This is a genomic window from Bradyrhizobium sp. CCBAU 53340 (genome assembly GCF_015291645.1).
In the GTDB taxonomy this organism is placed as follows: domain Bacteria; phylum Pseudomonadota; class Alphaproteobacteria; order Rhizobiales; family Xanthobacteraceae; genus Bradyrhizobium.
On record NZ_CP030055.1, the window covers coordinates 6,979,059 to 6,991,722 of the forward strand.

The 12,664-nt window shown below is 65.3% G+C and carries 8 protein-coding genes; 6 read left to right on the forward strand and 2 right to left on the reverse strand.

Annotated elements, in window-relative coordinates; genetic code table 11:
• Positions 1 to 4 precede the first annotated feature (4 nt).
• On the reverse strand, positions 5 to 1,033 hold the full coding sequence (locus XH89_RS33090) for a glycosyltransferase family 2 protein (protein WP_194464484.1): 1,029 nt from the start codon (positions 1,031 to 1,033) through the stop codon (positions 5 to 7).
• Positions 1,034 to 1,438: 405 nt separating this feature from the next.
• Here XH89_RS33090 and XH89_RS33095 point away from each other — a divergent pair, with 405 nt between their 5' ends.
• From XH89_RS33095 to XH89_RS33115, 5 genes are all read left to right on the forward strand, one after another.
• Complete coding sequence (locus XH89_RS33095) at positions 1,439 to 2,224, forward strand: bifunctional 2-polyprenyl-6-hydroxyphenol methylase/3-demethylubiquinol 3-O-methyltransferase UbiG (protein ID WP_194464485.1); 786 nt, start codon at positions 1,439 to 1,441, stop codon at positions 2,222 to 2,224.
• Between the two features lie 297 nt (positions 2,225 to 2,521).
• On the forward strand, positions 2,522 to 4,819 hold the full coding sequence (locus XH89_RS33100) for an exopolysaccharide transport family protein (RefSeq protein WP_194464486.1): 2,298 nt from the start codon (positions 2,522 to 2,524) through the stop codon (positions 4,817 to 4,819).
• Positions 4,812 to 5,618 carry a WecB/TagA/CpsF family glycosyltransferase gene (locus tag XH89_RS33105; protein ID WP_194464487.1) on the forward strand — a complete coding sequence of 269 codons (807 nt, stop codon included), beginning with the start codon at positions 4,812 to 4,814 and terminating at the stop codon, positions 5,616 to 5,618. Before XH89_RS33100 ends, XH89_RS33105 begins: the two co-directional genes overlap by 8 nt.
• A 17-nt stretch (positions 5,619 to 5,635) precedes the next feature.
• A complete protein-coding gene (gene galE / locus XH89_RS33110; protein ID WP_194464488.1) occupies positions 5,636 to 6,628 on the forward strand; it encodes a UDP-glucose 4-epimerase GalE in 993 nt (330 codons plus the stop codon).
• A 228-nt stretch (positions 6,629 to 6,856) separates the two neighbouring features.
• A complete protein-coding gene (locus XH89_RS33115) occupies positions 6,857 to 7,210 on the forward strand; it encodes a hypothetical protein (RefSeq protein WP_194468705.1) in 354 nt (117 codons plus the stop codon).
• Here the strand turns inward: XH89_RS33115 and XH89_RS33120 are convergent.
• On the reverse strand, positions 7,184 to 11,299 hold the full coding sequence (locus XH89_RS33120; RefSeq protein ID WP_194464489.1) for a GAF domain-containing protein: 4,116 nt from the start codon (positions 11,297 to 11,299) through the stop codon (positions 7,184 to 7,186). The genes XH89_RS33115 and XH89_RS33120 overlap by 27 nt on opposite strands.
• Positions 11,300 to 11,595: 296 nt before the next feature.
• On the opposite strand from XH89_RS33120, the gene XH89_RS33125 reads away from it, so the two are divergent.
• A complete protein-coding gene (locus XH89_RS33125) occupies positions 11,596 to 12,648 on the forward strand; it encodes an Ldh family oxidoreductase (RefSeq protein WP_194464490.1) in 1,053 nt (350 codons plus the stop codon).
• The last annotated feature ends 16 nt before the right edge of the window (positions 12,649 to 12,664 follow it).

Consider the following 12,664-nt stretch of genomic DNA (forward strand, 5'->3'; position numbering starts at 1 on the left):
TGCGTCAGGAGGCGATCTTCGAGGCCTCATAGGGCTTCGGGTCGAAGCCGAACGCCGCCAGCGCGGAGCCGACGGCCACCAGCACGGGGTGCATCGCCACGACGGCTTTCGACGACGTCAGCAGACCAGCCGAACGCAGCAGCGACAGCGGCAACCGTCCGAGCATCTGTGCAAACACCCGCGCCCGTCCCGCCGCGCCCGATGCGGCCTTGATCTGCACACGATAGTTGATGGCGCCGATACGCAGGCTCCGCTTGACGATCCAGCCGAGACTGGTCCGGCTTTGCGGCACCGTCTCGGTGATGACCGCCTCCGCGGTCCAGTGGAAGATCATGCCGGCGTCACGGCAGCGCGTGAAGAAATCGCAATCGCCGCCGCCGAGGAAGTTGAAGCGCAGATCGAATGCGGGACTGCCGAGCCGGTCGAACGCCGCGCGCGTGATCAGGCAATTGCCGCAACCATAGATCATCGGCACCGCACCGGTATAGTCATAGGCAGGACAGAAGGCAGGATGGCGCGCGAGCCACGGCTGGCTGTCGTCGTCGAAATCAGGCTGCACCGGCCCGCCGACCACGTCGGCCCCGGTCGCTTCCGCGGTACGAACCATCAGCTCGAGCCAGTCGGGCGAAGCGATCTCATCATCGTCGATCATCAGGAAGCGGGTCGCGGCAGGAAACAGCGCCTGCGCCGTCTCGAAGGCAGCATTGATTGCCTGGCAATTGCCCTGCCGCTTCTCGACAATGCAGATACCCTGGAGCCTGCCGGCATCGAGATATTCGGCGGCAACAGGTGCGCTCGCGCGCCCTGCCGCATCGTTCTCGACCATCACCACCGCGAACGAGCGAGGCGTGCGCTGGTTGACGAGCGAATCCAGCGTCAGCCGCAGATGGTCGGGGCGGCGGAAGCAGGGAATGCAGACGACGATACCGACCGAGAGGTCGATGACGCGCGAGCTCGCCGCGATCTCCCTGAAGGGATCGCGTACGGCATCTGAGATCCGCGCGGCGGACAGGTCGGTCGGGATCAGCGTCATGACGTTCTAGATGTCCGAGATTGATTGAGAAAGCCCTGCGCCGACCGCATTCATCGACGCCGTCCCGCGACGGCACAACCCGTCAGGACAAGTCCGTCCCAGAATGAGCAACCAGCCAAGGCGCCGGATGCGCGCCCCGCTGCCGCTGTGTCGCAATACAGACCCATCGCCACGCGTTTAACCGCTTTCCCGTATTTTTCCCGTGTCGTCCTACGCATGTGGTACTGCAATTTGCAGTCCATCACCCGCGAACAACCCGACATGGACAATGCTGTAGTTAACGCATGGCCGCATTAACCCCGCCGTAAGCACCACGACCGGTGACACGACGCGGCATCGGTTTTGCTATTCGGGCATGAGAGCCTCCTCTTGTAATTTAGGTCGAACAAGCGCGGTCCAAGAAAAATGAACAAGTCAGCCACGATCGATTTCGCAACGGCTTCCAATATTCCCGTGCAAACTCAGGCCCTACTCCAGCTTGTCCCCGGCGAAGCCCGCGACAGCCTGCTCGGCATTCACGAGGTGCTGCGCCACGAGTTGCCGCAAGGCCGGCTTGCGATCTACGAGGCCGGTGGCGGCTCTTCGAGCTTCCTGCCGACGGACGTGCTCGGCCGCAGTCACGTCACCGTCGTCGACATCGACGAAGACCAGGTCCGCAATAACACCTACGCCGACGAGGCGATCCTCGGCGACGTGCAGACCTATCGCTTCGGCCCCGAAACCTTCGACATCGTGATCTGCTACAACGTGATCGAGCACCTGCCCGACGTCGAGGCGGCGCTGCTGAACTTCCGCGACGCGCTCAAGCGCGGCGGAATGATCCTGATCGGCGCACCGAACCCGCACTCGCTGTCCGGCGTCGTCACCAAGTACTCGCCGCACTGGTTTCATGTCTGGTTCTACCGGAAGATCCGCGGCATCAAGAACGCCGGCCTGCCCGGCGAACCGCCATTCCCGACCTTCTTCCATCCGCTGGTGACGCTGCCAAGGCTCGAAGCCTTCGCAGCCGCCCATGGTCTGGAGACGATCTACCGCCGTGAGGTCGAGAGCCCGCGCTATCCCGAGATGCGCCAGCGCAAGCCGCTGCTCGCCGCCCTCGTCGACGCCGGCGCCGCGCTGATCAACGCCGTGCTGCCTGGGGGCACCGACGTCCGCCGCGGCGACTATCACGTCATCCTGCGAAAGCGCTGACGGTCATGCCCGCGCCGGCCCGCTGCCACGCTGCGAGGCCGCACGTGCGCGCGCCGCGAGGCGCGTACGGTAACGAACCGTTAATCATCGAGGCAATGCTGCGGCCGAAGCGTCACAACGACGCGCCAGATCGCAGCTCGCGCTTAAACGCTTTGTTTGCCATTTCGGTGAATAGTCCCTCAATGAGTATGGTTAATTTTCCCTGTTGCGTTGATTGCGCGCCTATACCCCTGGTGCGAGGCGTAGAGCGAAGAGTAACCCCTCAGCCCGCGGCCGTTGGAATGAAAGCTGGGGACTATGCTTGACTATAGCCAGCCGATAGACCGGGCCAAGTCTCCGACCGGTTCGGAGGCCTCGCAACGGAGATCCGAGGCCAGCTTCAACGTGCTGGAGCTCGTCAACCTGCTGTGGCGGCGCAAGATCGCGATTGCCTCCGCGGCCCTGATCGGCGCGTGCCTTGCCGTTGCCGTCGGCAAGAGCCTGACACCCCGCTACACCGCCACCGCCCAGCTCTATGTCGACCCCCGCGAGCTTCAGCTGGTCGATCGCGAGCTCACACCGCGCGCGCAGGACGTCTCCGGCATGTCCATGGTGGTGGAGAGCCAGGCGCGCCTGATCACCTCCAACAGCGTGCTGCTGCAGGTGATCCAGCAGGCGGGTCTCGACAAGGATCCGGAATTCGGCGGCAGCGACGGCAAGACCCTGACCTCGTCCCTGCTCGGCCTGATCGGCCTCCAGCTCCGCGCGCCCTCGGCCACCGAGGCCAAGGAGGTGCAGCTCGCCGCACTCGATGCGCTGAACAAGCACATCACGATCCGCAAGACCGAGAAGAGCTTCATCGTCGACATCGAGGTCTGGTCGATTGATCCGGCGAAGGCGGCGATGCTCGCCAACACGCTCACCAATGTCTACCTCACGGAGTCCCGCAACTCGCAGGCGCTGGCGGCACGTCGCGCGACCAGCGAATTGTCCGGCCGGCTGAAGGAGCTGCGCGAGCGCCTGCGCAACGCCGAAACCGCGCTTGCCACCTACAAGGCGCAGAACAATTTCGTCGGCACCCAGGACTCGCTGATCTCCGATCAGCAGCTCTCCTCCAGCAACCAGCGGCTGTCCGCGGCCCGCGCGGCGACGATGGACGCACAGGCCCGGCTCGACCAGATCGAGGCGAACAAGCGGACCGCGGCGGATGCAGGCGCGATCCCCGAAGCACTGCAATCGCCGACGATCGCAAACCTGCGGGCGCAATATGCCGATGCCCGCAAGAAATATGCCGAGCAGACCGCCGAGCTCGGCCCTCGGCATCCGGCGTTGCGCCAGACCGAAAAGCAGGTCGAGGATCTCAAGCGCACCATCAACGAGGAGATCGAGCGCTTCGCGCTGTCCGCCAAGAACGATCTGACGCGCGCCCGCGACTACGAGGCCTCGCTCAACCGGGCGCTGGAAGTGCAGAAGCGACAGAGCGTGCAGCTCAGCCAGGCCGCCGTGCGCCTGCGCGAGCTCGAGCGCGAGGCCGACGCCAGCCGCGACGTCTACCAATCCTTCCTCAAGCGCTCGCGCGAGACCGAGGAGCAGGAGACCCTGAACACCTCGGCGGCCCGCGTCATCGGCGAGGCGACGGTGCCCCAGCGCCGCTCGTTCCCGCCGGGAATGAGCCTGTTCGCAATGATCGGCTTCGTCTTCGGCGCGCTTGCCGCAGCCTGCTGGTTCGTCGCGGCGGAGCATCTGTTCAACGGCGCGTCCACTCCCGAGCCGAGCCGCCGCGCGCGTACGCCCTCGCCCGACGTCCCCCAGCCTCAGCCGGAATCCGCAACGCCTTCACCTGCGCCTGCGCTTGCGCTGGTCGAGAAGCCGCTGATCGCCCGTCTGCAGGAGGCCGATGTGATCCGCACGCTCGGCGCCATTCTTGCCACCGGCAGCGGCGTCGATCTGACCCGGATCGGCTGGCCGACGCTCCGGCCCGGATTTCCGCTGACGACGCTGCTCAACGCCTTGCGCGACATGCGCGCGGCGATGGCCCGCCGCGCCGGCGGCAAGACCATGCCGGTGATGGCCCTGGTCGGCACCGGCGACACCGCCGGACGCAGCGTGGCCGCGTTGAATTTCGCGCTTGCAGCGGCACGTGACGGCAGCCGTGTGCTGATGATCGATGCCGACCATCAGGCGCACACGCTTTCCAGCAGGATCAATCGTCCCGGCAAGAGCGAGCCGAGCAAGCGTGGCTGGCTCTCGATCGGCAACAAGACCGTGCGCGAGATCAAGACCGTCAACGGCATCTCGATTCTTCCGATAACCGAGAGCGATGCCGGCAAGGCCTCTGATGCCATCCGCAAGTCGATCGCGCAGGCGCGCGCGGCCGGCGGCTACGACCTCGCCATTCTCGACGGTCCCGCGATGCCGCTCTCAGCCGCCGGCCGCAAGCTGCTCGATGCCACCGATGCGCTGGTGGCGGTGCTGCCGACCAGCCTCGACATCAACGACAGCATGGAAGAGATCCTGGCCGCGCTTGGCGGCACCGGAAGCAAGCTCGTCGGCGTCGTGCTTGACGAGCTCACCCCTGCAACCCAAACGCGCCAGCGAGGCAAACAATATGCTTGAGCGCCGCCTCAATCTGGAAGGCCGGGCCGCGACCGCCGAGGTGCCACGGATCACCGTCGGCGGCCTCCGCATGGCTGCACTCGACCTGGAAGCGACCGCCGATTTCATGATCGAAGCGACCGATCCGAGCCACCGCATCAGCCGTCCGCTGTACCTGACCTCGGCCAATGGCGAAGTGCTGGCGCGCTGTTCGACCGAGCCGCAAACCGATCGCCTGTTCCGCGCCGCCGATCTGATCAATGCCGACGGCCAGCCGCTGGTGGCGGCGTCAAGGCTGCAGTCCTGGTTTCCACTGCCGGAGCGCGTCGCGACCACGGACCTGTTCCATGTCGTCGCGCGCAAGGCGGAAGCTTCCGGCCGCAGCTTCTACATGTTCGGCGCCAGCGAGGAAGAGAACGCTGCGGCGGTCGGACGTGTCCGGAACTTGTACCCGAAGCTCAGGATCGTCGGGCATAGCCACGGCTATCTGCGTGGCGAGGCACTGCGGGCCAAGGTCGAGGAAATCAACGCGCTCGCACCGGATTTTCTATGGGTCGCGCTCGGCGTGCCCAGCGAGCAGGCCTTCGTCGAGGAGTTCACGCCACTATTGACCAATGTCGGCGTTATCAAGACCTCGGGCGGCCTGTTCAATTTCCTGTCGGGCAGCCGTTCGCGCGCGCCACGATGGATGCAGAAGATCGGACTTGAATGGGCCTGGCGCATCTGGCTCGAGCCGCGCCGCCTGTTCTGGCGTTATTTGACCACCAACCCCCGCGCGATCTATCTTCTCTTCAGCCGGAACCGGCCATTTAATCGCTGAGAAGAGTAGAAAACGACATGACTGATCGACCGACCGTCCTCGTCACAGGGGGCGCGGGCTATATTGGCTCGCACGCCTGCCGCGCCCTGGCCGCCGCCGGCTATCGGCCCGTCGTTTATGACAATCTTTCGACAGGCCATCGCAATTTCGTGTCGGGGGAACTGGTTACGGGCGATCTGCTGGATGGCGCGACACTGGCGCGTGCCTTTGCCGATCACAGGGTTGCGGCAGTGATGCATTTCGCGGCAGCAAGCCTCGTCGGCGAGTCCATGACCGACCCGCAGAAATATTACATCAACAACGTGCAGGGAACGCTGTCGCTGCTCCAGGCGATGCGCAATGCCGGCTGCCATCGCATCGTGTTCTCCTCGACCGGCGCCGTCTATGGCAATGCCGATTCCAAGGCGCTGCCCGAGGATTTCCCCTGCGCGCCGATCAACCCCTACGGCGCCTCGAAATGGATGATAGAGCGCATGCTCGCTGACTACCGCGCAGCTTACGGCTTTGGCGCATTCTGCCTGCGCTATTTCAATGCCAGCGGCGCGGATCCGGCCGGCGGCATCGGCGAATTGCGCGACAACGAAACTCATCTCATTCCACGGGCCATGATGGCCTTGCAGGGTCATGTCGAGTTCGCCGTGTTCGGCGACGATTACGACACGCCCGACGGCACCGCGATCCGCGACTACATCCACGTCACCGATCTTGCCGCAGCGCATGTCGCGGCCCTGAAGCTCCTCGAAACCGGACATGCCGGCGGCAGCTTCAATCTCGGCACCGGCTCGGGCTTCTCGGTGCGCGAGATCCTCACCGCCATCAGGCAGGAGACCGGGCGAGAGGTGCCGCACACCGTCAAGGCGCGCCGCGCCGGCGATCCGACCTACCTCGTTGCCGATCCCTCGGCGGCGCGAAAGGTGCTGGACTTCGTGCCGCGCTATTCCGACCTGCAGACCGTGATCCTGACCGCCTGGGCCTGGCACCAGAAGGCGCATCCGCTCAAGCTCCGTTAAGCAACTGTAACGCCCCTGTCTTGCCGGCCGCGCTCCCGAGCGGCTAGAATGGATACTCGCTGCCGCCGTCGGCGCTTCGCCGACGGCCGCATTCCGGGCATGGCCGACGATGATGTCGGCATGCATGGCTCCGCCGACTGCGCGAGCCGATCTTTTCCGAGCGTCAAGGCCACGACCACATCCGCGCGTCGGCCCGTCATATCGCGCGGATCCAGGGAGTATCGACGCATGCATCAGGCCGCACGCCTGACGTTCGAGCGCGTAATGGATGAGTTCGTTCGCTGGCATGTCGTGCCCGAGAGCGAGCGCTCGCCTGCGCCGGCCTGGTGGTGGGGACCCGCCATGGCGGTGGTCGACGACCGCGAGCCATTGAGCGCGACATTGAGTAAAAATTGGCGTGGCGCGCTGGGCCTCGGCGACGACGCAAGCTTCGCCGACGCCGCCTGCATGGTTCTCTCGCTGTTCGTCGAGCAGACCTCGCTGACGGGACCCCAGGATTTTCCGAGCAAAGCGGAGGCCGCCGATCACGACGTCCGCGAACTGCACCCGCTGCCGTCAGACGACAGCGCTTTTCAGCCGTAGCGCGACGGCTTCGTCCGCGGCCGGGTCCGTCTCCGGCTGCAGCGGCGGCGCGACCGGCAGCTCCATCGGGCGCAGCAGCTCGGCCATCTGCTTTGCCGGCAGCGGCTTGGAAATCAGGAAGCCCTGCATCTCGTCACAGCCATGGGTGCGCAGGAATGCCTCCTGCTCGGCATTCTCGACGCCCTCGGCGACCACGGTCATGCCGAGTGCCTTGCCCATGCTGATGATGGCCTGCGCGATCGCCTGGTCCTCCGAATCCTGCGGCAGGTCGCGCACGAAGGAGCGGTCGATCTTGATCGTGTCGATCGGGAAATGCTTCATCAGCGACATCGACGAATAGCCGGTGCCGAAATCGTCGATGGCAAGACGGATGCCGCGGCTCTGAATGGCGTCGAGCACCTTCAGCGCACGACCGACATTGCGCATCATCATGCTCTCGGTGACCTCGAGCTGGAGCAGCACCGGTGACATGCCGGAGGCCGCCAGCGCCTCGTCGACGTCCTGCAATAGATGCTCGTCGGCGAATTGCCGCGGCGACAGGTTCACCGCCATCGACAACGGCAACAGGCCGCGGCGCTGCCAGGCCATGGCCTGCGCGCAGGCCTCCTTCAGCACCCAGCGGCCGATCGGTACGATCAGACCGGTCTCTTCCGCGAGCGGAATGAACTGCGCCGGCGAGACGTTGCCGAGATCGGGATGGTTCCAGCGCAGGAGCGCCTCCACGCCGGTGATCTGGCCGGTCTCCATGTCGACCTTGGGCTGGTAGTTCAGCGAGAACTGGTCGCGCTCCAGTGCACGGCGCAGCGCGCTTTCGAGCGACAGCCGCTCGATCGACTGCGTCTTCACTTCCTTGGAGAAGAAGCGATAGCCGTTCTTGCCGTCTTCCTTGGCGAGGTACATCGCCATGTCGGCATTCTTGGTCAGCGTCTGCACGTCGGCGCCGTTGGCCGGATACATCGCGATGCCGATCGAGGCCGTGGTGTGGCACTCGTGGCCGGCGAGCTCCATGGGCTCGGCGAGCGCCGCGAGCAGTCCGGTGGCGATGCGCTGGACGTCGTCGATCTCGCCGCATTGGTCGAGGATCACCACGAACTCGTCGCCGCCGAGACGCGCCACCACGTCGCTTGTGCGCAGCGCCTTGCGCAGGCGAGCGGCGACCTCGAGCAGCAGCAGATCGCCGGCCTCGTGGCCGAGCGAATCATTGATGACCTTGAAGCGGTCGAGATCGATGAACAGGACTGCAAACTTGTGATCGCCGCGTTGCGCCGTGCCGATAGCCTCGCGCAGCAGGCCGTTGAAGGTCTCGCGGTTCGGCAGATTGGTCAGGCTGTCGTGGGACGCGAGATACTCGATGCGCTCGTCGGCCTTGTTCTTCTCGTCGGCGCGGTCGAAGTTCTCCATCGCAAAGGAGACGTTGGCCGCAAGACGACGCAACAGCTCGACGAACTCCCCCGTGAAGGTGTCGAGCTCGGTCGACATGTAGATCATGACGCCCACGGACTCGTCATGCGTGATCAGCGGAAACGCCGCGCCGGAGCGCGCGCCGTCGCTGCGGACGATGGCCTGGAATGCGCTCACCCTGCTATCATTGACATAGTCGTTGCTGACGCAGGGCTGGCGGGAGCGGAACGCCGTGCCGCTCATGCCGCGGCCTTCGGGCCGGTTGGCATCGATGGAGAGACGAACGTTCCTCGTGGTCTCGGCCGACGGTCCCGCGGCCGCGACGATCTCGAGCTGATCGCTGTCGGCCTTGGCGAGGGCAATGGTCGTCGAGGTGAACTTGCCGCCGGTGGATGCCGCCTGGCACACCAGCTCGAACAACTCGGGGCGCGACTTGGCACGCATGATCGCTTCGTTGGTGGCGCTCAGCGCCGCGAACATGCGCGTCAGGCGCTCCTTCTGCGCCTCGGTCCGCGACCGTTCCTCGGCACGGTCGAAATTGTCGAGCGCAAAGGAGACGTTCTCCGCGAGGCGTCCCAGCAGCTGGATGAGATCCGGTGTGAAGGTGCCTTCATCCGGCGAGAGGAACAGCAGGACGCCGATGGCATCGGTGCCATTCTTCAAAAGCGGAAAGCAGCCGCCTGATTTCGTGCCCTGATCGTGCGCGATTCGGCGCCAGTGCTTCGCACGAACGTCGGTGAGCAACTCGTTCGCGACGCTGGGGGCCTTGGTCCGGAACGCGGTGCCGACGAGGCCCCGCCCCTCGACCTCATCCGCGGACGTCGCGAAGCGCCATTGGCCGACGTGGTGGCGGCATTCGCCCTTGGTGACGGCGATGTCGAGACGCTGCCCGGTCGGATCGACCATGGCGATCGTGGCCGACGAGAACGTGCCGCCGAGAACGGCCGCGTCGCACACCGCTTCGAACAGCTCGGCGCGGGTCTTCACGCGCATGATGGCTTCGTTGGTCGCGCTTAGCGCCTCCAGCATGCCGCGCAGACGATTGCGCTGCATCTCGGCCTTCGCCTTCTCGTCCGCCCGATCGAAATTCTCGAGCGCGAAGGCGACGTTGGCCTGGAGCCGCTGCAGCAGCTCGACGAATTCCGGCGTGAACGTGCCGAGCTCCGGCGAGTTGAAGAGAAACACCCCTTCGATACGGTCGCCGTTGAACAGCGGCAGCGCCGCGGAGGATCCGATGCCGTTGCGGCGGGCATTGTCCTGCCAGGGCTTGGTCCGCTCGTCGGCCAGCACGTCATTGCTGATGCAGGGCCGGCGCGTGCGGAAGGCCGTTCCCGTCAGCCCGCGCCCTTCGGGCACCTGATCGGAGATGGAGAACTTGAAGCCGCGGATCGTCTCCGCGTTGGGTCCATAGCAGGCCGTGACGCGGAGCAGCCCGGCATGGTGATCGACCAGCGCGATGGCGGCCGTCGTGAACTTGGCGCCCTTCGCTGTCGCCTCGCAGACGAGATCGAACAGCTCGGCCCGCGAGTGCGCGCGCAGGATCGCCTCGTTGGTAGCGCTCAGCGCCGCGTACATGCGCGCGAGGCGATCCTCCTCCTCGGCAATCCGGGCCTTCTCGGCCTCACGATCGAAATTGTCGATCGCAAAGCAGACGTTCTCGGCGATGCGCAGCATCAGCGCGACGATTTCGTCGTCCTTCGCCCAGGACCGGCTGAGAAAGGACAGGATGACGCCAATGCTTTCGCCGCGGCTGACCAGGGGCGCCACAACGCAGGCCGCAACACCCGTGTTGACGTTGATCCGCTCCCACGGCGTCCCCTTGGTGTGGCTCGCGAGATCGCGTTCGACATGCGGCTTCTGCGAACGAAAGACCTGGCCGGAGATACCCCGGCCATAGGGATTGTCGGGATCGACCGAATAGCGGGTCTGGGTTACGAGCTCCATGTTTTGACCGGTACCCGCGACGGGCGTCAGCCAATGGGAGTCCGGCTCCTTCAGCAGAACGAAGGTCGCCAGCGACTTCCCGCCATGCACCGAGGCGTCGCACACCAGTTGATACAGCTCCTGCACGGTTTTCGCACGCAAGATGGCTTCGTTGGTCGCGCTGAGCGCGCCGAACATGCGGTTGAGCCGCCGCGTCGCACGTTCGCTGGTGTGCCGCGCGGTCTCGCGCGCGAAATTCTCCAACGCATAGGAAATATTGGCCGACATGCGCTCGAACAGCGAGACCATTTGCTCGCTGAGCGAGCCAACCTCGCTGCGGGTCACGTAGAGCACGCCGACGCCGTTGCCATTGCAGAACAGCGGCACTGCCGCAGCTGCGCCAATGTTGGCCTTCGCGGCGCCCTCGCGCCAGGCCAGCGAACGCGGATCGTTCAGATAGTCGTTGCTGACGCAGAGTTTCCGGTTGCGAAATGCCTCGCCGCCGACGCCCATGCCTTCGGGCGTTCCGGCTTCGACGGTGATCTCGATCGCACGCAGCCGCGCAACATCGTCGCCGCAACCGGCCGCAAAGCGCAGATGCCGGCCGTCCGGTCCCACCAGGAATACGGCCACGGCCAAAAAGTCCCCGCTCGAAAACCCGGCGTCGCAGACCTTCTGGTACAGCTCATCCGGCGATTTCGCGTAGAGGATCGCTTCATTGATGGCGCTCAACGCCGCAAAGGTGCGCGCGAGTGTCGTCGGCACGATCTCAGCTCCCGGGCATTTCTGCCTTTTTTCCCGGGTCACGTTATGGGGGCGGATCGCCTAAGTGGTCGTTATTGCGCGCTGCAAACCGCCAATCAAAGTGAACGAGCTGCGAACACCGAGCGAGAAACTTCCGGGAATACCGCTGCGCGGGAGGATGCTTCGACGAAAGGCGCGTTCTCTTTACGAATTTGCAGCCCTGTATTGGTTTACAGGAGATTGATATCGCAGCTCCGCTTTGAGACGATGGCTTCCAACAAGCAGCCCGTGAAGGGCACGAAAGCCGAGGGAACGCCATGCCCGTCGTCAAGGCCGACCGCCTCACACGCGTCAGCGCTGCGCTGCTCCGCGCCGCCGGAGCCTCGGAGGAAGAAGCCGACGCGGTGGCCACCGGCTGCGTCAACGCCAATCTCGCCGGCCACGACTCCCACGGCGTCATTGCGGTTCCAACCTATATCGACCGCATCAAGGCCGGCCACATCGTCCCCGGTGCCATTTGGACCATCGAGCAGGAATCGCCGACCACGACCGTGATCGACGGTCATTGGGGTTTCGGCTTCCACGTCAACGCCAAGGCGATGGCGCTGACGATCGAGAAGGCGAAGACGGCGAATGTCGCAGCCTGCACCGTGTTCCGGCAGAGCCATGTCGGACGCCTCGCGGCCTACCCGCTGATGGCGATGCGCGAGGGCATGATCGGGATTGCAACGGCGGATTCCGGCCGCTCGCCGAAGCACGTCGCGCCGTTTGGCGGCAAGGAAGCGCGGCTCGGCACCAATCCGATCTCGATCGCGGTGCCGTCCGATCTCGACACGCCATTCTATCTGGACATGGCGACCTCGGCCGTGGCCGCCGGCAAGATCCAGCTCGCGGTCGCCCGCGGCGAGGAGATCCCGACGGGGTGGATCATCGATGCTGAGGGCCGGCACACCACCGATCCCACCCAATACCGCAGGGGCGGCGCATTGCTGCCGCTCGGCGGGACCGAGGGCTACAAGGGCAGCGGGCTCGCCGCGATGGTCGAGGTGCTCTGCGGCCTGCTCACCGGCCTCGGCTTCGGCGTCGAGCCGACCGGGCGGCACAATGACGGGTGCTTCATGGCGGTGTTCAACGTCGCCGCCTTCCGCCCGCTGAAGGAGTTCAAGCGCGAGGTCGCGGAGTTCGCGCGCTATCTGAAATCGACGCCGCCGTCCGAGGGCAGCAAGGGCGTCTATTACCCCGGCGAGATCGAGGGCCTGCGCGAGCAGCAGCGCCTGCGCGACGGCATCGAGGTCGAGGATGCGACCTGGGAGAAGTTGCGTGCGCTGGCGCGCGACTACAGGCTCGACACCGTGCTCGATCTGTCCTGAGCCAATCCGGAGAACA

What these genes read in the sequence shown, in the direction of transcription:
- XH89_RS33100 (WP_194464486.1), top strand. Translation starts at nt 2,522, where the DNA reads ATGCTTGACTATAGCCAGCCGATAGACCGGGCCAAGTCTCCGACCGGT.
- galE (WP_194464488.1), top strand. Translation starts at nt 5,636, where the DNA reads ATGACTGATCGACCGACCGTCCTCGTCACAGGGGGCGCGGGCTATATT.
- XH89_RS33090 (WP_194464484.1), bottom strand. Translation starts at nt 1,033, where the DNA reads ATGACGCTGATCCCGACCGACCTGTCCGCCGCGCGGATCTCAGATGCC.
- XH89_RS33095 (WP_194464485.1), top strand. Translation starts at nt 1,439, where the DNA reads ATGAACAAGTCAGCCACGATCGATTTCGCAACGGCTTCCAATATTCCC.
- XH89_RS33105 (WP_194464487.1), top strand. Translation starts at nt 4,812, where the DNA reads ATGCTTGAGCGCCGCCTCAATCTGGAAGGCCGGGCCGCGACCGCCGAG.
- XH89_RS33115 (WP_194468705.1), top strand. Translation starts at nt 6,857, where the DNA reads ATGCATCAGGCCGCACGCCTGACGTTCGAGCGCGTAATGGATGAGTTC.
- XH89_RS33125 (WP_194464490.1), top strand. Translation starts at nt 11,596, where the DNA reads ATGCCCGTCGTCAAGGCCGACCGCCTCACACGCGTCAGCGCTGCGCTG.